We start from the raw sequence: 20,465 nt of genomic DNA, 5'->3' as shown, positions 1-20,465 counted from the left end.
AGGGTGACCCACGTCACTGTCGAGCGTGGGAGGCGAGCATGAGGGAGTACCTGGCGGGGGACGTGGTCATGTCGACGCGCAGCCTCGAGGAAGCACGCGAAGCCGTCACCCGGGTCTACCTGCCGCACGACCTGCTGGGCCCGCAGGACGCGATGGACATGCGGCTCAACGCCACGAGCGACCGCTACCTCACCGTGGGCTACCTCACCTACCAGGCGGAGACCGAGCTGCGGATGCCGGCGGCGGAGCAGTGGTACCACATCAACCTGCAGCTGACCGGGAGCACGTGGGCCTCGCGCAGCGGCGGGGAGCGGGAGCACACTCCGGCCCAGCACCGGGGCCTCATCCTCAACCCCGAGCAGGCCAACACCGTGCGCTGGTCGGCGGACGCGGAGCAGCTCATCCTCAAGGTGTCCCGCAGCAGCCTCGAGTCCCACCTGTCCGACCTCATCGGGCGCCCCGTCACCGAGATCGTCGACTTCGACTTCGGCCTGGACCTGTCGACGTCGTCCGGACAGTCCCTGCTCCGCTCGGTGGAGTTCCTGGCGACCGAGCTGGAGAAGCCCGGCGGGGTGCGCGACATGCCTCTCGCCCGGTCCCAGCTCGAGGCCTACGTCCTCACGAACCTCCTGCACGCCGGTCGCCACCAGTACTCCGACGCGCTGTCAGGCCGCGAGGACTCCGCCCGGCTGGGGCGCCTCGCACCCGTGGTGCGCTACATCGACGAGCACGCGGACGCCGAGCTCACCCCGGAGCTGCTCGCCCGGGTCGCGTGTGTGAGCGTGCGTACGCTGCACGCGGCGTTCCAAGAGCAGCTGGGTGAGTCGCCGATGGCCTACGTCCGCCGGATCCGACTGGGCAAGGTGCGGACCGACCTCCTGCGAGCCGACCCCCAGCGCACCCGGGTCACCGACGTGGCCCTCCGGTGGGGCTTCTTCCACCAGTCGCGCTTCGCCCAGCAGTACCGCGAGCAGTTCAACGAGCTGCCCAGCGTCACCCTCCAGAGCTGAGCGAGCAGACCCTCCACGCTGCGCCCAGCGGTCCTCGGCGAGCAGCAAGCGGATAGTCGTGCGCCCGGACCCGCTCGTACCGTCGGGGCAGACCACTCGAGCGAGGAGCAGCCCGTGTCCGACATTGCCACCGAGAGCCCCAACCGCGACACCGACGGCCTCGAGACGTTCGGGCTCTTCATCGACGGCGAGCAGGTGCCGGCAGCATCCGGGAAGACCTTCGAGTCGACCAATCCCTACACCGGTCGGTCGTGGGCGGTCCTCGCCGACGGCGCCCCTGAGGACGTCGATCGCGCCGTCGCCTCGAGCCGGACGGCCTTCGAGGACACGTGGCGACCGATGTCGGGGTTCGAGCGCGCGGCCATCCTGCGGAAGGTCGCCGAGGCGATCACCGACAACGCCGAGCGGCTGGCCCTGCTCGAGGTGCGGGACTCCGGCAAGCTGATGCGTGAGATGCGCGGGCAGCTCCAGGGGCTCGGCACGTGGTACTCCTACTTCTCCGGGCTCGCCGACAAGCTGGAGGGCCGCACGGTCCCGGCCCTCAACCCGTCGGCGTACTTCGGATACACCCTGCGTGAGCCGGCCGGTGTCGTCGGTGCGATCACGCCGTGGAACAGCCCCCTGCTGCTCCTGACGTTCAAGCTCGCGCCGCTCCTCGCGGCGGGCTGCACCTGTGTCGTGAAGCCCTCGGAGCACGCGCCCGCCTCCACCGTGGCCTTCGCCGAGGTCCTCCACGGTGCGGGACTCCCGGCAGGGGTGCTCAACGTCGTCACCGGGTGGGACCGGTCGACCGGCGAGGCCCTGGCCTCCCACCGCGGCGTCGACAAGGTGGCCTTCACCGGCAGCACGGCGACGGGCGCGAAGGTCGCCCAGGCGGCCGTGGCCAACATCAACAAGGTCACCCTGGAGCTGGGCGGCAAGTCGCCCCAGGTGGTCTTCCCCGACGCCGACCTGGACGCGGCCGCCAACGGCCTCGTCGCGGGAGTCTTCGCGGCCACGGGCCAGACCTGCATGGCGGGGTCGCGGCTGATCATCCACGAGGACGTGCGCGACGAGCTGGTGGCCCGGGTCGTGGCCCGGGCGGAGGCCATCGTGCAGGGCGATCCCACCGAGGCGGACACCGAGATGGGCCCGGTGGCCAACCAGCCCCAGTACGAGAAGGTGCTCGGTTATCTCCAGGGCGCGCGGGACGAGGGGTGGGACATCGCCACCGGTGGGGTGCCCAACGCCGACCTGGGCGGGCTCTTCATCCGTCCGACCGTCGTGCTCGCCGAGCCCGACGCCACCATCGCGCGGGAGGAGGTCTTCGGCCCGGTGCTGACCGCGTACACCTTCCGCGACGAGGACGAGGCGGTGCGGCTCGCCAACGACACGGTGTACGGCCTCGCAGGGGCGGTGTGGACCAAGGACGTCCACCGTGCCCACCGCGTGGCTGCCGCCATCAGGGCCGGCACCGTGTGGATCAACGCCTACCGGGTCGTCGCCCCGAACATGCCCTTCGGTGGGTTCGGGCTCTCCGGCATCGGTCGGGAGAACGGCGCCGCCGCGGTCGAGGAGTACCTCGAGAACAAGTCGGTCTTCGTCGAGCTCACCGGCGGCACCCGGGACCCGTTCAAGCTGGGCTGAGGCCCCGTCCGGCGCTAGTCCTCGGGGTCGTCGAGGCGCGCCAGCCACGTCGCCAGTCGCTCGACGGGCACCTCGAAGTCGGGGTGCGCGTCGACGAAGGCCTGGAGCTGCTCGGCGAGCCACGCCAGGGTGACCTCCTCGTCACCCCGGCGTCGCTCGAGCTCCTCGATGCCGCGATCGGTGAAGTACATCGCCGTTCCTGACCTCGGACCGATCAGTAGTCGTGGCCGCCGCCGCGCGGCGACTCGAACGCCGCGTCGAGGAGCGACTTCTGCTCCTCGACGTGGCGCTTGACGGTGCCGACCGACGGCGCCGCGGACGCCGGGCGGGTGACCGGCTCGACCTCGACGTCGAGCTGCGGCCACACGTTGAGCGCGAAGTGCGGCCACGGGCCCATGTTGCGCGGCTCGTCCTGCACCCAGCGGACCGTCTTCAGGTGGGGGTACTTCGCGACCTCGGCCCGGATCTCCTCGACCGGGTTCGGGTAGAGCCGCTCGACGCGACCGATGGCGAAGGACGAACCGTTGTCGCGCTTGGCCCGCTCGGTCATCAGGTCCCAGGTCACGCGGCCCGAGCACAGCAGGAGCGTCTCGACCTGCGAGGGGTCGGCGTCCGCGTCGCCGATGAACGGGCGGAACGTAGTGTCCCCGACGAAGTCGGACGGCTGGGAGGCCGCCTCCTTGCGCTTGAGCATCGACTTCGGCGTGAAGACGATGAGCGGGCGGTGCTCCTCGCCGAGCGAGTGGCGGCGCAGCAGGTGGAAGTACGACGCGGGCGTCGAGGGCTGCGCGACGACCATCGCCTCCTCGGCCGACATCGTCAGGAACCGCTCGATGCGCGCCGAGCTGTGGTCCGGGCCCTGGCCCTCGTAGCCGTGGGGGAGGAGCAGGACGACGCCGGACTGCTGGCGCCACTTGGTCTCTCCCGCGGAGATGAACTCGTCGATGACGGTCTGCGCGCCGTTGACGAAGTCACCGAACTGCGCCTCCCAGAGGACGAGCGCCTCGGGTCGCGCGACGGAGTAGCCGTACTCGAACCCGAGGGCGGCGTACTCCGAGAGCAGCGAGTCGTAGACGTGGAACTTCGCCTGGTCCTCGGTGAGGTTGGTCAGCGGGGTCCACTCGTCGGCGTTGGTGCGGTCGATGATCGTCGCGAAGCGGGACACGAACGTGCCGCGGCGCGAGTCCTGGCCGGCGAGGCGGACGGGACGGCCCTCCATCAGCAGCGAGCCGAAGGCGAGGATCTCGCCGGTGCCCCAGTCGATCGGGCCGTCGGTGATGGCGGCCGAGCGACGCTGGAGCTGCGGCATCACCTTCGGGTGGACGGTGAAGTCCTCCGGAGGAGTGACGTAGCTGTCGGCGATCCGCTTGAGCACCTCCGGGGTGACCGCGGTCGAGAAGTCGCCGGCGGGCTTGTCCGGGTAGTCCGGGACCGTCGTCCAGTCGGTCGGGGCCTCGGAACTGGCCTCGCGGACCTCGGTGAACACGCGCTCGAGCTGCTGCTGGTAGTCCTTGAGGACCTGCTCGGCCTCCTCGATCGTGATGTCACCACGGCCGATCAGCGACTCGGTGTAGAGCTTGCGCACCGAGCGCTTCTGCTCGATGAGGTCGTACATGAGCGGCTGGGTGTAGGACGGGTCGTCGCCCTCGTTGTGACCGCGGCGGCGGTAGCAGACGAGATCGATGACGACGTCCTTGTTGAACCTCTGCCGGTAGTCGAACGCGAGCCGCGCGACCCGGATGCAGGCCTCGGGGTCGTCGCCGTTCACGTGGAAGATCGGCGCCTGCACCATCCGTGCCACGTCGGTGCAGTAGAGCGACGAGCGCGACGAGCCGGGAGAGGTGGTGAACCCGACCTGGTTGTTGATCACGACGTGCACGGTGCCGCCGGTGCGGTAGCCGCGCAGCTGCGAGAGGTTGAGCGTCTCCGCCACCACACCCTGGCCGGCAAAGGCCGCGTCACCGTGGACGAGCAGCGGCAGGACGGGGTAGTCCGCGCCCTTGTTGAGGATGTCCTGCTTGGCGCGGGCGATGCCCTCGAGCACCGGGTTGACCGCCTCGAGGTGCGAGGGGTTCGCGGCGACCGACACCTTGATCTGGGCACCCGAGCCCGCGACGAACTCGCCCTCGGCGCCGAGGTGGTACTTCACGTCGCCCGAGCCCTGGACGGTGCGCGGGTCGATGTTGCCCTCGAACTCGCGGAAGATCTGGCTGTACTTCTTGCCGACGATGTTGGCCAGCACGTTGAGCCGGCCGCGGTGGGCCATGCCGATCGTGACCTCGTCGAGGCCCTCCTCGGCCGCGGCCTCGCAGATCTCGTCGATGAGCGGGATCGTGGTCTCGCCACCCTCGAGGCTGAACCGCTTCTGCCCGACGAACTTCGTCTGCAGGAACGTCTCGAACGCCTCGGCCTGGTTGAGCTTGAGCAGGATGCGCAGCTGCTCCTCGCGGGGCGGCTTCACGTGCGGCTGCTCGACGCGCTCCTGGATCCACTTGCGCTGCTCGGGATCCATGATGTGCATGTACTCGATGCCGGTCGTGCGGCAGTAGGAGTCACGCAGGATGCCCAGGATGTTGCGCAGCTTCATGAAGCGCCGGCCCTCGCCGCCGAACGACCCGGTCGCGAACTCGCGGTCGAGGTCCCACAGCGTCAGGCCGTGCGACTCCACCTCGAGGTCGGGGTGGCTGCGCTGCCGGTACTCCAGCGGGTCGGTGTCGGCCATCAGGTGACCGCGGACCCGGTACGCGTGGATCAGCTCGAGGATGCGCGCCTGCTTGACGATGTCGTCGTCGTGGCTCGCGACCACGTCGCGCGACCAGCGGATCGGCTCGTAGGGGATGCGCAGCGATCGGAAGATCTCGTCGTAGAAGTCGTTCTCGCCGAGCAGCAGGCCGTGCACGCGCTTGAGGAACTCACCCGACTGCGCACCCTGGATGACACGGTGGTCGTAGGTCGAGGTCAGCGTCATCGCCTTGCTGATGGCGTTGCGGTTGATCGCCTCGTCGGAGGCGCCCTGCCACTCCGGCGGGTACTCCATCGCGCCGACACCGATGATGGCGCCCTGCCCCGCCATCAGGCGCGGCACGGAGTGGACCGTGCCGATGCCGCCGGGGTTGGTCAGCGACATCGTAGTGCCCTGGAAGTCGGCGACGGCCAGCTTGCCGTCGCGCGCCTTGCGCACCATGTCCTCGTAGGCCGTCCAGAACGCCGCGAAGTCCATCGCCTCGGCGCCCTTGATGTTGGGCACGAGCAGCTGGCGGCTGCCGTCGGGCTTCTGCATGTCGATGGCCAGGCCCAGGTTGATGTGGGCAGGCGTGATCAGGTTGGGCTTGCCGTCCACGACCTCGTAGCCGACGTTCATCTCCGGCATCGAGCGCAGCGCCTTGACCAGGGCGTAGCCGATGATGTGGGTGAACGAGACCTTCCCGCCGCGGGCGCGGGCGAGGTGGTTGTTGATGACCGTGCGGTTGTCCCACAGCAGCTTGACCGGCACCGAGCGCACCGAGGTCGCGGTCGGCACCGACAGCGAGGCGTCCATGTTGGCCGCCGTCCGGGCGGGCGCCCCGCGCAGGACGGTGTAGGTCGGGGCGTCGCTCGACGGCGACGGCGCGGCGGGCGTCGGGTCCTTGGCGACCGGGGTGCTGGTGCCCTTCGCGGGCTCGTCGGCTGCGGCGGCGGGCCTCGGGGTCGACGTGGCGGTCGACTTGGCGGTCGACTTGGCGGTCGACTTGGGCGCGGCCGGCTCCTCGGCGGGCTTCGCGGCCGGCTTCTCGGGGGCCTTCGCCGCCGGCTTCTCGGGGGCCTTCGCCGCCGGCTTCTCGGCGGTCGTGGTGGCGGTGGCGGTCTTCGTGGCGGTGGCCTGCGCGGCGGCCGGCGTCTTCTCGGTGGCCGGAGCACTCCCGTTCCCGAAGAACTCCGCCCACTCCGGACCCACGCTCGCGGGGTCCTTCTCGTACTGCTCCTTCATCTCCTCCACGAGCCACTCGTTGGCTCCCAGGTCAGATGACGGTGCAACCGAGGTGTGGTTGCCGGACTGCCCGTTCGGGGACTGCGCCACGCTTTGTTCGCCTCTTCCGATTCTCTTCGCGCGAGGGTGGGTCAACTCGTCTCACAAGGCTAGTCGCACACGCACGCAAATGCAGGGGCGGGGCCGCCCGGTGGGGCATGGTGTCGACCACACCACTAGTCAATCAGTAGTCATTGTCGTATTTGGCCCCCGGAGTTCCCATGCCACGCCGTCTCCCAAGCCGTCTCCCACGCCGTCGCGCGGGCCTCGTGCTCGCGCTCGTCCTCGCCCTCACCGGCACTGCCTGCTCGTCCGGCTCGGACCCGTCGGCCTCGCCGGAGCGGCTCAGCCGTGATGACGCGCAGGCGAGCCTCGCCTCGCACCCCCCGTTGCCGACCACCACGAAGATCCACCGCGTCCACGGTCGGCTCCCGGACGCCCGCCGCAAGGCCGTGCGCCACCAGGTGGGCAGGGTCGTCGACCGCTGGTGGGAGGCGGCCTACCTCGGCGGTACGTACCCGCGCAGCACCTTTCCCTCGGCGTTCCCCGGGTTCACCGCCGGTGCCGAGAGGCGCGCGAGGTCCGACAAGGCGCTGCTCACCAACCAGACCCGCGGACCGCACGTCGACTCCGTGACAGCGACGCACCGCAGCGTGGCGCTCGACATCCTCGCCACCGACCGCCGGGCGCGCGCCGTCACCGCGCACGTCGTCCTGCGGTTCGAGAGCACCGGCGACAAGGCCGGGACCACGACGGTCCGCGGTCGCCTGTTCCTCACGCACCGACGGGGCGCATGGCGCATCTTCGGCTACGACGTCGCGAAGGGGTCGAGATGACGAGCCTCCACCTGGTCCGCCGCGCCACCAAGGTGGTCGTCCTCGCGGCGGTCCTCGCCGTCACCGCGGTCGTCGTACCCCAGTCGACGGTGAAGCCGACCGATGTCAGCCTCGTCAGGATCCGCCACGCCCAGGGCGTGGCGGTCGGGGGAGCGGACGTCGTGTGGATCCTCGCCGTCGGCTCGGACGCCCGACCGGGCCAGGACATGAGGCACGCCCGCGGTGATGCCCTCCAGCTGGTGGGCATCAACACCCGCACGGGCTCCGCCACGGCCATCGGCGTGCCCCGCGACTCGTGGGTCAGCATCCCGGGCCACGGCCGGGAGAAGATCAACTCCGCCCTCTACTTCGCCGGACCGCAGGGCATGGCGGGCGCGATGCGCAACCTCGTCGGGATTGAGCCCGACTACGTGATGGTCACGCGCTTCCCGTTCTTCGAGGACATGGTCGACGACATCGGCGGCATCACGGTGACGAACCCGCGCCGGTTCTACGACCCCTACCTGAAGAAGGAGGGCTTCAAGCAGGGCCGGATCCACCTCGACGGCTACAACGCGATGGCCTTCTCCCGCATCCGCAAGGCCCTGCCGGGCGGCGACTTCGACCGCTCGGCCAACCAGCAGCGCACCCTGCGCGGCATCCACGCCCGGATCCGGTCGCAGGCCTCGAAGCCAGGCTTCATCGAGCGCGGCGTGATGACCGTGATGGAGCACATGGCCACCAACGCCTCGCCGGCCGAGCTCTACGAGCTGGCCCAGGCCGTCGCCCAGGTCGACCCGCGCCGGATCACGACCTGCGTGGTCCAGGGCCGGATCGGCTTCGTCGGTGCCGCGAGCGTCGTGTTCCCCGACGTGGCGCAGGCCCGGCGGCTCGGCCACGAGGCCCGGGCCGATGCAGCGCTGGAGCACTGCTGATCGGACGGACCCGGTGGGTCCGATGGTGAGGAAGCGCCTCCGGCAGGATTCGAACCTGCGGCACCTGGTACCGGAAACCAGTGCTCTATCCCCTGAGCTACGGAGGCATGCACCGCTCGGGCCGGGCCCGAGGACGGTGCGCGCCGAACACTACCGGCCGCTCGACGCGGGCAGGAAACCGGTGCCTCAGCGCAGGGCGAGCGATCCCGACGTGGGGGACTCGAAGGGGAGCGCGGCGTGCTCGGCGACCCGGGCGTCCATCGCCGCGGCGATCTCGGCCGGCCACGGCGCCGTACGCCGCGTCTCGAGGTCGATGTGGAGGAAGATCTCCTCCACGACGCACGCCACCTGCCGGTGGGTGTGGTCGAGCAGGTAGACCAGGGCGTGGCCGGCCCGCTCGGAGCGGCCCAGCAGCCGCACCCGCGCCGACATCTCGCTCCCGGTGCGCAGCTCGTTGAGGTAGGTCACGTGGTGCTCGGCGGAGAAGCACGCCTGGTTGTCGGTCAGCGGCCACATCTGCGGGATGCCGACCTCGACGAGCGACTCGTCCAGCCCCTCGCTGGCGATACCGATGTAGTGGCGGACGTTGAGGTGGCCGTTGATGTCCTCGAAGGGCATCGGCACCGGCTGCTCCACGTAGGCCGGGAGGTCGATCAGCTGGTCGTAGGTGGGGTGCGTCGTCACAGCGCAGCACCCTAGTGGTCGGGCAGTGATATCGGTTCGGTCCCTCGGGTGGCCCGCCGATAGGCTTGGTGGGTGAACCCAGAGCAGCTCTCCGAGACCATCGTCGATGCGCTGGCGGCCCTCGTGGCCGACGGTGCGATCACGCTGCCCGACGGCGTGCCGACCCAGGTCACGGTGGAGCGACCCCGGCAGAAGGGTCACGGCGACTACGCCACCAACGTCGCCCTCCAGCTCGCCAAGAAGGCCGGGACGAACCCGCGCGCCTTCGCCGACCTGGTCGCCGACCGGCTGCGCGCGTCCGACGGCATCTCCGAGGTCGAGGTCGCCGGACCGGGCTTCCTCAACATCACGGTCGAGGCCGGTGCCCAGGGCCAGGTCGCGGCCGACATCGTCGCGGCAGGGTCGTCGTACGGCTCCTCGGACGCCTTCGCGGGCGAGAAGATCAACCTCGAGTTCGTCTCCGCCAACCCCACCGGCCCGCTGCACCTCGGCGGCGTCCGCTGGGCGGCGGTCGGTGACGCCCTCGGCCGGATCTTCCAGAAGACCGGTGCGGACGTCACGCGCGAGTACTACTTCAACGACCACGGGGCGCAGATCGACCGCTACAGCTCCTCGCTGCTGGCCAGCGCCCAGGGGCGCCCCGCGCCCGAGGACGGCTACGGCGGGCAGTACATCCACGACATCGCCGCGGCCGTGATCGAGCAGCGCCCCGACGTCAAGGACATGGACGACGAGGCCGCGCAGGAGGTCTTCCGCGAGGTCGGCGTCGAGATGATGTTCGCCGAGATCAAGAAGTCCCTGCACGACTTCGGGGTCGACTTCGACGTCTACTTCCACGAGAAGTCGCTGCACGACTCCGGCGCCGTCGAGCGGGCCATCGAGCGGCTCACCGAGATGGGCAACACCTACGAGGCCGACGGCGCGCTGTGGCTGCGCACCGAGAAGTACGGCGACGACAAGGACCGCGTGATCATCCGGTCCAACGGCACGCCGGCCTACATCTCGGGTGACCTCGGCTACTACCTCGACAAGCGCGAGCGCGGCTTCGACCGCTGCTTCATCATGCTCGGCGCCGACCACCACGGCTACGTCGGCCGGATGAACGCGATGTGCGCCGCCTTCGGGGACGAGCCCGGCAAGAACCTCGAGATCCTCATCGGTCAGATGGTCAACCTGCTGAGGGACGGCGAGCCGATGCGCATGTCGAAGCGCAACGGCACGATCGTGTCGATCGACGACCTGGTCGACGCGATCGGAGTCGACGCGAGCCGCTACGCCCTCGCGCGCTACCACTCCGACAGCCCGATCGACATCGACCTCGACCTGTGGGCGAAGGCGACGAACGACAACCCGGTCTTCACCGTGCAGTACGCCCACGCGCGGGTCGCGAGCCTGATGCGCAACGCTGCCGACCTCGGCGTGGTCGCCGAGTCGCACCCCGAGCTGCTGACCCACGAGAAGGAGGGCGAGCTGCTGCGCGCCCTCGCCGAGTTCCCGCGGGTGGTCAAGGCCGCCGCCGAGCTGCGCGAGCCGCACCGGGTGGCCCGCTACCTCGAGGAGCTCGCCGGCACCTACCACCGCTTCTACGACGCCTGCCGGGTGCTGCCGCGCGGCGACGAGGAGACCGGTGACCTGCACCGGGCGCGGCTGATGCTCGTCGACGCCACGCGGGTCGTGCTCGCCAACGGGCTCGACCTGCTCGGCGTGTCCGCTCCCGAGCGGATGTGAGGCGGTCGTGCCCACCGCACACCCGTCCGGCTGGGCGCACGCGGACGGCGCGCTGCGCTCCAACCGTCCCGGCGGCCCCCACTGGCTCCGTGAGCCGGCCGACCCCAACGCGCTCGTCGACCACCTGTGGTCCCGCACGGCCACCAAGGCCGACGGCGTGCTGTCCGTGGGCGGCGTACCGCTGACGGAGCTGGTGCGCGAGCACGGCTCGCCCGCCTACGTCCTCGACGAGGACGACTTCCGGGCCCGGGCGCGCGCCTTCCGCGACGCGTTCGAGGGCTACGAGGTCTTCTACGCCGGCAAGGCGTTCCTCTGCACGACGGTCGCGCGCTGGCTGGCCGAGGACGGCCTCTCCCTCGACGTCTGCTCGGGCGGCGAGCTCGCGGTCGCCGAGCGTGCCGGCTTCCCGATGGAGCGGATCGGCTTCCACGGCAACAACAAGACCCTGGGTGAGCTCGAGCGGGCCGTCGAGCTCGGCGTGGGCCGGGTCATCGTGGACTCCTTCGACGAGATCGAGCGGCTGGCGAGGGTGACGACCGAGCTCGGCCGCACGACCGGCGTGCTCGTCCGCGTCACCGCGGGCGTCGAGGCGCACACCCACGAGTACATCGCCACCGCCCACGAGGACCAGAAGTTCGGCTTCTCGATCGCCGGCGGCGACGCCCTCGATGCCGTACGACGCGTGCTCGCCGCGCCCGGCCTCCGGCTCCTCGGCCTGCACTCCCACATCGGCAGCCAGATCTTCGACACCTCCGGCTTCGAGGTGGCGGCCCGCCGGGTCCTCGGCCTGCACGCGCGGGTGGCGACCGAGCTCGGCGTCGTGATGCCCGAGATGGACCTCGGCGGCGGCTTCGGCATCGCCTACACCACGCAGGACGACCCCTCCACGCCCGAGACCCTCGCCCGCGGGATGTCGGAGATCGTCGAGCACGAGTGCCGCGCGCTGGGGATCGAGCGTCCCCGGCTCTCCATCGAGCCCGGTCGCGCGATCGTCGGGCCGTCGATGTGCACCGTCTACCAGGTCGGCACGGTGAAGGAGGTCGCCCTCGACGGCGGTGCCCGCCGCTCCTACGTCTCGGTCGACGGCGGGATGAGCGACAACATCCGCACCGCCCTCTACGACGCCGACTACTCCGCCACCCTCGCCTCGCGCGCGTCCGGGGCGCCGGCGGCGCTGGCCCGCGTGGTCGGCAAGCACTGCGAGGCCGGCGACATCGTGGTCAAGGACGAGTTCCTGCCCGGCGACGTGCGGCCCGGTGACCTCGTCGCCGTGCCCGGCACCGGCGCCTACTGCAGATCCATGGCGTCCAACTACAACCACGCCCTGCGTCCTCCGGTGATCGGAGTTCGGGACGGGAAGACTTTCACCGTGCTCCGACGAGAGACTGAGGCCGACCTGTTGGCGACCGATGTGGGTGTTTCATGAGTGAGGCCTTGAGGGTGGCGGTGCTCGGCTGCGGCGCGGTCGGTTCCCAGGTGGTCCGGCTGCTGACCGAGCAGAGCGACGACCTCGCCGCTCGCGTGGGCGCGCCCGTCGAGCTGGTCGGGGTCGGCGTACGACGTCTCGACGCGCCGCGCGACGTCGAGGTGCCGGACGGCCTGCTCACCGACGACGTCGCCGGCCTGGTCGCCCGCGACGACGTCGACCTGGTGGTCGAGGTGATCGGCGGCATCGAGCCGGCCCGGTCGCTCATCCTCTCCGCGCTCGACAACGGCGCGAGCGTCGTGACGGCCAACAAGGCACTCCTCGCGGAGGACGGCCCGACCCTGTTCGAGGCGGCCGAGAAGGCCGAGCGCGACCTCTACTACGAGGCGGCCGTCGCCGGCGCCATCCCGATCCTGCGTCCGCTGCGCGAGTCCCTCGCCGGGGACAAGGTGACCCGCGTGCTCGGCATCGTCAACGGAACCACCAACTTCATCCTCGACAAGATGGACAGCTCCGGGGCCGGGTTCTCCGAGGCGCTCGAGGAGGCCCAGGAGCTCGGCTACGCCGAGGCCGACCCCACCGCCGACGTCGAGGGGTTCGACGCCGCGGCCAAGGCCGCGATCCTCGCCAGCCTCGCCTTCCACTCGCGCGTGACCGCGGCCGACGTCCACCGCGAGGGCATCTCCGACGTCACCGCCGCCGACGTGGCCAGCGCTCGCGACATGGGCTCGGTGGTCAAGCTGCTCGCGATCTGCGAGCTGCGGGGCGACCAGGTCGCCGCGCGCGTCCACCCGGCGATGATCCCGCGCTCGCACCCGCTCGCCAGCGTGCGCGAGGCCTACAACGCGGTCTTCGTCGAGTCCGAGGCCGCGGGCCAGCTGATGTTCTACGGCCCCGGTGCCGGCGGTGCGCCGACCGCGAGCGCCGTCCTCGGCGACCTCGTCACCGTCGCCCGCAACCGCCTCGCCGGCACCCGCGGGGCGGGGGAGTCGGCCTACGCCGACCGCGCGGTGCAGCCGATGGGGGAGACCCGCACGCGCTACCACGTCGCGATCGACGTCGACGACCGGGCGGGCGTGCTGGCGGCAGTGGCCAACGCCTTCGCCGACCACGACGTGTCGATCCAGACCGTGCGGCAGGAGGGCCGCGGCGCCGATGCCCAGCTCGTCGTCGTCTCGCACGCCGCCCCCGACGCCGCGCTCGCCGCGACGGTCGAGCAGCTGCGCAACATGGACATCGTGCGTGACGTCACCTCGGTCATGCGCGTCGAGGGCGGCGACGAGTGAGCGGCATGACCCACCAGTGGCGGGGCGTCATCGAGGAGTACCGCGACCTGCTCGACATCCCCGAGGGGTTGCCGGCGGTGACGCTCCGCGAGGGCGGCACGCCGCTGGTCCACTCCGAGTGGCTGTCCGGGCTGACCGGGGCCGACGTGTGGCTGAAGGTCGAGGGCGACAACCCGACCGGCTCCTTCAAGGACCGCGGGATGACCGCGGCCATCTCGCACGCCCGGCACCTCGGCGCCGAGGCGGTCGTCTGCGCGTCCACGGGCAACACCTCGGCCTCGATGGCCGCCTACGCCGCCAAGGCCGGGCTGAAGCCGCTCGTCCTCGTCCCCGAGGGCAAGATCGCCGCGGGCAAGCTCGCCCAGGCGGTCGTCCACGGCGCGCAGGTGATCATGGTCCGCGGCAACTTCGACGACTGCCTGTCGATGGCGATCGGCCTGTCGAAGGACTACCCGGTCGCACTGGTGAACTCGGTCAACCCGGTGCGGCTCCAGGGCCAGAAGACCGCGGCGTTCGAGATCGTCGACTTCCTCGGTGACGCCCCGGACGTCCACGTGCTCCCGGTCGGCAACGCCGGCAACATCTCGGCCTACTGGCTCGGCTACAGCCAGTACGCCGAGCTGGGCCGGGCGAGCAGGCGGCCTCGGATGCTCGGCTTCCAGGCCGAGGGTGCGGCGCCGCTCGTGACCGGCGAACCGTTCCCCGACCCGGAGACCAAGGCCACCGCGATCCGCATCGGCAACCCCGCGTCGTGGCACCTCGCCGAGCAGGCCGCCAAGGAGTCCGAGGGCGGGTTCGCCGCGGTCTCGGACGAGCAGATCCTCGCCGCGCAGCTCGAGCTCGCCCGCCACGACGGCGTCTTCGTCGAGCCCGCCTCCGCCGCGGGGGTCGCCGGCATCCTCGCCGCCCTCGCCGCGGGCCAGTCCTTCGCCGGCGCCACCGTCGCGGTCACCGTCACCGGCCACGGGCTCAAGGACACCGCGACCGCGCTCGAGTCGTGCGGCGACATCGTCGACACGGTCGTCGACGCCGACGTGCACACCGCGGCGGCCGCGGCCGGGCTCACCTGATGGCGACGTTCGTCGACGGGCCGGTGCGGGTCACCGTCCCGGCGACCTCGGCCAACCTCGGCCCCGGCTTCGACTCCCTCGGCCTTGCGCTCTCCCTGCGCGACGAGCTCGAGGCGGAGGTGCTGCCGGAGGGGCTGGTCGTCCGGGTCGACGGCGCGGGCGCGGACGGCGTACCCCGCGACGAGTCCCACCTGGTCGTCCGCGCGATGCGGGCGGCCTTCGACCTGATGGGGGAGCAGCCTCCCGGCCTGCGGCTGTCGTGCCGCAACGTCATCCCGCACGCGCGTGGCCTCGGGTCGTCGTCGGCGGCGATCGTCGCGGGCGTCGTGCTCGCCCGGGCACTCGTCGCGGGCGGTCAGCTGCTCGCGTCCGACGAGGCGCTCCTCGACCTCGCCGCCGACCTGGAGGGCCACCCCGACAACGTGGCACCCGCGTTCCACGGCGGTTTCGTCATCTCCGGGCGCGAGGACGACCGGTGGTACGCCGTCCGCGCCGGCGTCGACCCGCGGATCACCGCGGTCGCGTTCGTGCCGCCGACCGGCGTCGAGACCAGGGTCGCCCGCGGGCTGCTGCCGGGGACCGTCCCGCACGCCGACGCGGCCGCCAACTCGGGTCGCGCCGCCCTCCTCGTCGCCGCGCTCGGCGGCCAGCCGGAGCACCTGCTCGCCGCCACCCGCGACTGGCTGCACCAGGAGCAGCGCGAGCCGGCCATGCCCGAGACCCTGGCGCTGGTGCACCGCCTCCGCGCGGACGGCGTACCGGCCGTGGTGTCCGGCGCCGGCCCCACCGTGCTGGCCTTCGGGTCCGCCGACACGTCCGCGCTGGTGGCGAGCTGCCCGGACGGCTGGGAGTGTCACGCCCTGACCGTCTCCGCCGACGGGGCCGTGCTGCTAGCCTGAGCGCGCGCCGTTCGGCGTACCCGCCCCACCCGGTCCCTCTGACCGCGTGCACGGGCGACCACCATCCGCCGCAGCACGGCACCGCTCGATCGGTTCCGGCAGCGGCGACGCGACGTGCGAAGGATCCACGTGACCGAGACTCCCTCTGTCGAGACCGCCGAGACCCCTGCCGCGAAGAAGCCGGCGAAGAAGGGTGGCGGCCTCAGCTCGATGCTGCTCGCCGACCTGAAGTCGATGGCGTCCGGCCTCGGCGTCGCCGGTGCCGGCTCGATGAAGAAGGCCCAGCTGGTCGACGCGATCAAGGCCGCGCAGTCCGGCGCCGGCCGGGCGAAGGCCGAGCAGCCCGCGGAACCGGCACCGGCGGCCGAACCGTCGACGGACGCTGCTGAGCCCGCCGCGCAGACGACCGTGCGCACCCGCACCCGCAAGCAGCGCCAGGCAGACCGGCAGGCGGAGAAGGGTGCCGACCAGCCCGAGGCGGCCGCCGCGCAGCAGGACCGACCCGCCCAGCAGGACCGATCCGCCCAGCAGGACCGACCCGCCCAGCAGGACCGTCAGGACCGTCAGCAGGAGCAGGGCGGCAAGCAGAAGCAGAAGCAGGACCAGAAGCAGGACCAGAAGCAGGACGACAAGCAGCAGAACGACAAGCAGCAGCAGAACCAGCCCAAGCAGCAGCAGAACCAGCCGGGCCAGAACCCACAGGGCCAGCAGGGCCAGCAGGGCCAGCAGGGCCAGAACCAGCAGCACCAGGACGACGACGACGAGGACGGCGAGGGCGGGAGCCGCCGCAACCGTCGCCGCCGCGGCCGCGACCGCACCGCGGCGCGCCAGGGCGGGCGCAACGAGCCCGACACCACGATCCTCGAGGACGACGTGCTGGTGCCGGCCGCCGGCATCCTCGACGTTCTCGACAACTGCGCGTTCGTGCGCACCTCCGGCTACCTCCCCGGTCCGGAGGACGTCTACCTGTCGCTGTCGATGGTGCGGAAGTACCACCTGCGGCGCGGCGACGCCGTCGTCGGCCAGGTACGGCAGCCGCGCGAGGGCGAGCGTCGCGAGAAGTTCAACCCGATGGTCCGCATCGACAGCATCAACGGCACCGAGGCCGAGGGCGCCAAGGAGCGTCCCGAGTTCGCCGACTCGGTCCCGGTGCACCCGCACCAGCGGCTGCGCCTGGCCACCGACGACGCCAACGTGATCGGCAAGGTCGTCGACATCGCCGCGCCCATCGGCAAGGGCCAGCGTGGGCTCGTGCTCACCCCGCCGCGTACGGGCACCACGACCCTGCTGCGCTCGATCGCGCAGTCGGTGACGACCAACAACCCCGAGTGCCACGTGATGGTGGTGCTCGTCGACACGCGCCCGGAGGAGGTCACCGACTACCAGCGCGCCGTCAAGGGCGAGGTCGTCGCGTCGACCTTCGACCGGCAGCCTGCCGACCACACCCTCGTCGCCGAGCTGGCGATCGAGCGGGCCAAGCGGCTCGTCGAGCTGGGCCACGACGTCGTCGTGCTGCTCGACTCGCTCACGCGCCTGGGCCGGGCCTACAACCTCGCGGCGCCGGCCAACGGTCGCGTGCTCGGTGGCCTGGTCGACGCCTCCGCGGTCCACCCGACCAAGGAGTTCTTCGGTGCCGCCCGCAAGATCGAGGACGGTGGCTCGCTGACGATCCTCGCCTCGGTCAGCGTCGGCACCGGTTCGGCCACCGACGAGTTCTTCCTCGAGGAGCTCGCCGGCACCGCCAACCTCGAGCTGGTGCTCAGCGCGGACCGCGCGGCCAAGGGCATCGTCCCGGCCGTGGACGTCGCCGCGTCGGGCACCCGGCACGAGGAGAAGCTCCTCGCGCCGGCCGAGGGCGCCGTCGTCGGCGACCTGCGCAAGCAGCTCGCTGCCGCCGAGACCCAGGCGGCGGTCGCGAAGGTCATCGGGCACCGCTGAGGCGGGCCCACCGAGCGGGAATGACCGGATTGGCGCCGCTGTTGAGAGCGGTGGCACACTTGTGCGTCGGTTCCGGTTCACGTCGCAGCGATCCACGCGGACGACCCGGAGCAACTGAGAGGACACCATGAAGAAGGACACCCACCCCGACTACGTCGAGACCAAGGTCACCTGCACCTGCGGCGCGTCGTTCACCACCCGCAGCACCGCGACCTCCGGCACGATCCACGCCGATGTCTGCTCGCAGTGCCACCCGTTCTACACCGGCAAGCAGAAGATCCTCGACACCGGCGGCCGCGTCGCCCGGTTCGAGTCCCGCTACGGCAAGAAGGCTGCTGCCTCCGAGAAGGCCGAGAGCAAGTAGCCCACGTCAGGCGCCGGTCGCCCGCTCATTGCGGGTGGCCGGCGCCTTGTCGTCTGCCCAGCCACCCCGCCATCCGTCCAGCCGCAGGAGAAGAGCCGTGTTCGAGGCCGTCGAAGGCATGCGCCAGGAGCACGCCGAGCTCGAGGGACGCCTCGCGCTGCCCGAGACGCACGCCGACCAGCGCCTCGCCAAGCAGCTCAACCAGAGGTATGCCGAGCTCACCGCCGTGGTGACCACGTGGCAGGACTGGCTCCAGCTCGGTGACGACGTCGAGGCCGCGCGCGAGCTGGCCTCCGACGACCCTGCCTTCGCGGCGGAGGCCGACGTGCTGGCCGCCCGCCGCGTCGCGGCCGAGGAGCGGCTGCGCCGCCTCCTCGTGCCCCGCGACCCCTCGGACGGCAAGGACGCGCTGCTCGAGATCAAGTCCGGCGAGGGCGGCGAGGAGTCGGCCCTGTTCGCCGGCGACCTGCTGCGGATGTACTCCCGCTACGCCGAGGCACGCGGCTGGAGCGTGGAGCTGCTCGACGCCACCGAGTCCGACCTCGGCGGCTTCAAGTCCGTCACCGCCGCGGTGAAGGCCAGGGGGACGGTCGAGCCCGGCCAGGCGCCGTACGCCCTGCTCAAGTTCGAGGGCGGTGTGCACCGCGTGCAGCGGGTGCCCGTCACGGAGTCGCAGGGCCGCGTGCACACCTCCGCCGCCGGCGTCCTGGTGATGCCCGAGGCCGAGCAGGTCGACGTCGAGATCAACGACAACGACCTCCGCATCGACGTCTACCGCTCCAGCGGTCCCGGTGGCCAGAGCGTCAACACGACCGACTCCGCGGTGCGGATCACCCACCTGCCGACCGGCATCGTCGCGAGCTGCCAGAACGAGAAGAGCCAGCTGCAGAACAAGGAGTCCGCGATGCGCATCCTGCGCGCGCGGCTGCTCCAGGTCGCCCAGGAGGCTGCCGACGCCGAGGCCAGCGAGGCGCGTCGCTCGCAGGTCCGCACGGTCGACCGCTCCGAGCGGATCCGGACCTACAACTACCCGGAGAACCGGATCTCCGACCACCGCACCGGCTACAAGGCCTACAACCTCGACCAGGTGCTGGACGGTGACCTCCAGCCGGTGCTCGACTCGTGCGTCGAGGCCGACATGGCCGCCCGGCTCGCCGAGCTGGAGTCCTGAGTGCGGGCCAGCACGGCCCGGCGTGACGCGGCGGCCCGTCTGCGCGACGCCGGAGTCGCCTCACCCGAGCGCGACGCCGACCTGCTGCTGGCGCACGTCCTCGACGTCGCGCTCGGTCGCCTGCCGCTCGTCGACGGCCTCAGCACCGGGCAGCGCGAGGAGTACGACGCCCTCGTGGCGCGCCGGGTGGCCCGCGAGCCGCTGCAGCACCTGACCGGCAGCGCCGCCTTCCGCCACGTCGAGCTCGCCGTCGGCCCGGGCGTCTTCGTGCCCCGCCCGGAGACCGAGCTGCTGGCCGGCTGGGCGATCGACCAGGCTCTGCTCGTGGGTCGACCGCCCGTGGTCGTCGACCTCTGCACGGGGTCCGGCGCCATCGCCAAGGCGGTCGCGGACGAGGTGCCGGGAGCCGAGGTGCACGCCGTCGAGCTCGACGAGGGCGCCCTGGCGTGGGCCGAGCGCAACCTCGCCGGCACCGGCGTCGACCTGCGCCAGGGCGACCTCGCCACGGCCTTCGACGACCTGCTCGGGACCGTCGACGTCGTGGTCTGCAACCCGCCCTACATCCCGCTCGAGGCGTGGGAGTCGGTCGCCGCCGAGGCGCGCGACCACGACCCGCACGTCGCGCTGTTCTCGGGCCAGGACGGCCTCGACGCGATCCGCGTGCTGGAGCGCCGCGCCGCCGGGCTGCTGCGGCCCGGGGGAGTGGTCGGGGCCGAGCACGCGGACGTGCAGGGGGAGTCCGCGCCCGCGGTCTTCGCTGCCAGCGGCCGCTGGAGCGACGTGTCCGACCACCGGGACCTCGCGGGTCGCCCGCGCTACCTGACCGCACGACTGGCACGATGAGCAGCGTGGACAGGTTCAGCACGTCGACCGACGAGGAGCGCGAGGCGGCGGTGACCGCCGCTGCCGGCGCCGTACGCAGCGGCGACCTGGTCGTCATCCCCACCGACACCGTCTACGGGATCGCCGCCGACGCCTTCTCCCGGCACGCCGTCCAGCGCCTGCTCGACGCCAAGGGTCGTGGCCGCGACATGCCGCCCCCGGTGCTGGTGTCGGCTCCGACCACGCTCGACGCGCTGGCCGAGGGCGTCCCCCCGTGGGCCCGCGCGCTGGTCGAGGCGTTCTGGCCGGGCCCGCTCACGATCGTGTGCCGCCAGCAGTCCTCGCTGGTCTGGGACCTCGGGGAGACCCGGGGGACCGTCGCGGTGCGGATGCCCGACGACGAGGTCGCCCTGGCGGTCCTCGAGCGCACCGGCCCGCTCGCGGTCTCCTCGGCCAACCTCACCGGTCGCCCCGCCGCCACCGACGCCGACGCGGCGGAGGAGATGCTCGGCGACGCCGTCGCGGTGATCGTCGACGGCGGTACCTCGCCGGGCGGCGAGGCCTCCACGATCGTCGACGTCACGGTCCCTGAAGGCCGGGTCCTGCGCCTCGGCGCGCTCTCGCTCGACCAGCTCAACGCTGCGATCGAGGACCACGGGATCGTGCTGGCGGACGAGGGCTGAGG

The 20,465-nt window shown here is 71.7% G+C and carries 17 protein-coding genes and 1 tRNA gene; 14 read left to right on the top strand and 4 right to left on the bottom strand.

Features of this window, described 5'->3' with window-relative positions; genetic code table 11:
* The first annotated feature begins 38 nt into the window (after positions 1-38).
* Both L2K70_RS19170 and L2K70_RS19165 read left to right on the top strand, forming a co-directional pair.
* Positions 39-1,010: an AraC family transcriptional regulator gene (locus L2K70_RS19170; RefSeq protein ID WP_236404916.1), complete on the top strand. Its 972-nt coding sequence runs from the start codon at positions 39-41 to the stop codon at positions 1,008-1,010.
* Positions 1,011-1,124: 114 nt separating this feature from the next.
* Positions 1,125-2,636 (top strand): aldehyde dehydrogenase, encoded by a 1,512-nt coding sequence (locus L2K70_RS19165; protein ID WP_236404915.1) that lies wholly within the window; start codon positions 1,125-1,127, stop codon positions 2,634-2,636.
* A 14-nt stretch (positions 2,637-2,650) separates the two neighbouring features.
* Here L2K70_RS19165 and L2K70_RS19160 read toward each other — a convergent pair whose 3' ends face one another.
* On the bottom strand, positions 2,651-2,827 hold the full coding sequence (locus tag L2K70_RS19160; RefSeq protein ID WP_191195116.1) for a DUF6104 family protein: 177 nt from the start codon (positions 2,825-2,827) through the stop codon (positions 2,651-2,653).
* A gap of 23 nt (positions 2,828-2,850) precedes the next feature.
* Positions 2,851-6,603: a multifunctional oxoglutarate decarboxylase/oxoglutarate dehydrogenase thiamine pyrophosphate-binding subunit/dihydrolipoyllysine-residue succinyltransferase subunit gene (locus L2K70_RS19155; protein WP_236404970.1), complete on the bottom strand. Its 3,753-nt coding sequence runs from the start codon at positions 6,601-6,603 to the stop codon at positions 2,851-2,853.
* A gap of 308 nt (positions 6,604-6,911) precedes the next feature.
* Here L2K70_RS19155 and L2K70_RS19150 point away from each other — a divergent pair, with 308 nt between their 5' ends.
* Both L2K70_RS19150 and L2K70_RS19145 read left to right on the top strand, forming a co-directional pair.
* The gene (locus tag L2K70_RS19150) at positions 6,912-7,478 is read left to right on the top strand and encodes a hypothetical protein (protein ID WP_236404914.1); all 567 of its coding nucleotides are present in this window, start codon (positions 6,912-6,914) and stop codon (positions 7,476-7,478) included.
* Positions 7,475-8,392, top strand: a complete 918-nt coding sequence (locus tag L2K70_RS19145) for an LCP family protein (RefSeq protein WP_236404912.1) — start codon at positions 7,475-7,477, stop codon at positions 8,390-8,392. Before L2K70_RS19150 ends, L2K70_RS19145 begins: the two co-directional genes overlap by 4 nt.
* A 34-nt stretch (positions 8,393-8,426) precedes the next feature.
* Here the strand turns inward: L2K70_RS19145 and L2K70_RS19140 are convergent.
* Together L2K70_RS19140 and L2K70_RS19135 are read right to left on the bottom strand one after the other, a co-directional pair.
* Positions 8,427-8,499, bottom strand: a tRNA-Arg gene (locus L2K70_RS19140).
* A gap of 79 nt (positions 8,500-8,578) precedes the next feature.
* Positions 8,579-9,076, bottom strand: coding sequence for a thioesterase family protein (locus L2K70_RS19135; protein WP_236404910.1), 498 nt, complete (start codon positions 9,074-9,076; stop codon positions 8,579-8,581).
* Positions 9,077-9,148: 72 nt separating this feature from the next.
* On the opposite strand from L2K70_RS19135, the gene argS reads away from it, so the two are divergent.
* From argS to L2K70_RS19085, 10 genes are all read left to right on the top strand, one after another.
* Positions 9,149-10,804 (top strand): arginine--tRNA ligase, encoded by a 1,656-nt coding sequence (gene argS, locus L2K70_RS19130; protein WP_236404908.1) that lies wholly within the window; start codon positions 9,149-9,151, stop codon positions 10,802-10,804.
* Between the two features lie 7 nt (positions 10,805-10,811).
* Positions 10,812-12,230: a diaminopimelate decarboxylase gene (gene lysA / locus L2K70_RS19125; protein ID WP_372477493.1), complete on the top strand. Its 1,419-nt coding sequence runs from the start codon at positions 10,812-10,814 to the stop codon at positions 12,228-12,230.
* The gene (locus L2K70_RS19120; RefSeq protein ID WP_236404906.1) at positions 12,227-13,516 is read left to right on the top strand and encodes a homoserine dehydrogenase; all 1,290 of its coding nucleotides are present in this window, start codon (positions 12,227-12,229) and stop codon (positions 13,514-13,516) included. Before lysA ends, L2K70_RS19120 begins: the two co-directional genes overlap by 4 nt.
* A 5-nt stretch (positions 13,517-13,521) precedes the next feature.
* The gene (gene thrC / locus L2K70_RS19115; protein WP_236404904.1) at positions 13,522-14,586 is read left to right on the top strand and encodes a threonine synthase; all 1,065 of its coding nucleotides are present in this window, start codon (positions 13,522-13,524) and stop codon (positions 14,584-14,586) included.
* Entirely contained in the window at positions 14,586-15,485 is a 900-nt protein-coding gene (thrB, locus tag L2K70_RS19110) for a homoserine kinase (RefSeq protein ID WP_236404902.1), read from the top strand. The genes thrC and thrB overlap by 1 nt, the downstream gene beginning before the upstream one ends.
* A gap of 129 nt (positions 15,486-15,614) precedes the next feature.
* On the top strand, positions 15,615-17,423 hold the full coding sequence (gene rho / locus L2K70_RS19105) for a transcription termination factor Rho (protein ID WP_236404901.1): 1,809 nt from the start codon (positions 15,615-15,617) through the stop codon (positions 17,421-17,423).
* 127 nt (positions 17,424-17,550) lie between these two features.
* Entirely contained in the window at positions 17,551-17,787 is a 237-nt protein-coding gene (gene rpmE, locus L2K70_RS19100) for a 50S ribosomal protein L31 (RefSeq protein ID WP_236404900.1), read from the top strand.
* Positions 17,788-17,884: 97 nt separating this feature from the next.
* On the top strand, positions 17,885-18,958 hold the full coding sequence (gene prfA / locus L2K70_RS19095) for a peptide chain release factor 1 (RefSeq protein WP_236404899.1): 1,074 nt from the start codon (positions 17,885-17,887) through the stop codon (positions 18,956-18,958).
* Positions 18,959-19,801, top strand: coding sequence for a peptide chain release factor N(5)-glutamine methyltransferase (gene prmC / locus L2K70_RS19090; protein ID WP_236404898.1), 843 nt, complete (start codon positions 18,959-18,961; stop codon positions 19,799-19,801).
* Positions 19,798-20,463: an L-threonylcarbamoyladenylate synthase gene (locus L2K70_RS19085; RefSeq protein ID WP_236404897.1), complete on the top strand. Its 666-nt coding sequence runs from the start codon at positions 19,798-19,800 to the stop codon at positions 20,461-20,463. Before prmC ends, L2K70_RS19085 begins: the two co-directional genes overlap by 4 nt.
* Positions 20,464-20,465: the final 2 nt, after the last annotated feature.

Source organism: Nocardioides potassii (assembly GCF_021648885.1).
Taxonomy (GTDB): Bacteria; Actinomycetota; Actinomycetes; order Propionibacteriales; family Nocardioidaceae; genus Nocardioides; species Nocardioides potassii.
The sequence above is the reverse complement of the archived record's forward strand: the minus strand, read 5'-3'. Positions and strand labels throughout refer to the sequence as shown.

Coding starts and splice junctions, on each gene's coding strand:
- L2K70_RS19170 (WP_236404916.1), top strand. CDS start 39: ATGAGGGAGTACCTGGCGGGGGACGTGGTCATGTCGACGCGCAGCCTC.
- L2K70_RS19155 (WP_236404970.1), bottom strand. CDS start 6,603: ATGAAGGAGCAGTACGAGAAGGACCCCGCGAGCGTGGGTCCGGAGTGG.
- L2K70_RS19145 (WP_236404912.1), top strand. CDS start 7,475: ATGACGAGCCTCCACCTGGTCCGCCGCGCCACCAAGGTGGTCGTCCTC.
- thrB (WP_236404902.1), top strand. CDS start 14,586: ATGGCGACGTTCGTCGACGGGCCGGTGCGGGTCACCGTCCCGGCGACC.
- L2K70_RS19160 (WP_191195116.1), bottom strand. CDS start 2,827: ATGTACTTCACCGATCGCGGCATCGAGGAGCTCGAGCGACGCCGGGGT.
- L2K70_RS19085 (WP_236404897.1), top strand. CDS start 19,798: ATGAGCAGCGTGGACAGGTTCAGCACGTCGACCGACGAGGAGCGCGAG.
- thrC (WP_236404904.1), top strand. CDS start 13,522: ATGACCCACCAGTGGCGGGGCGTCATCGAGGAGTACCGCGACCTGCTC.
- L2K70_RS19120 (WP_236404906.1), top strand. CDS start 12,227: ATGAGTGAGGCCTTGAGGGTGGCGGTGCTCGGCTGCGGCGCGGTCGGT.
- rpmE (WP_236404900.1), top strand. CDS start 17,551: ATGAAGAAGGACACCCACCCCGACTACGTCGAGACCAAGGTCACCTGC.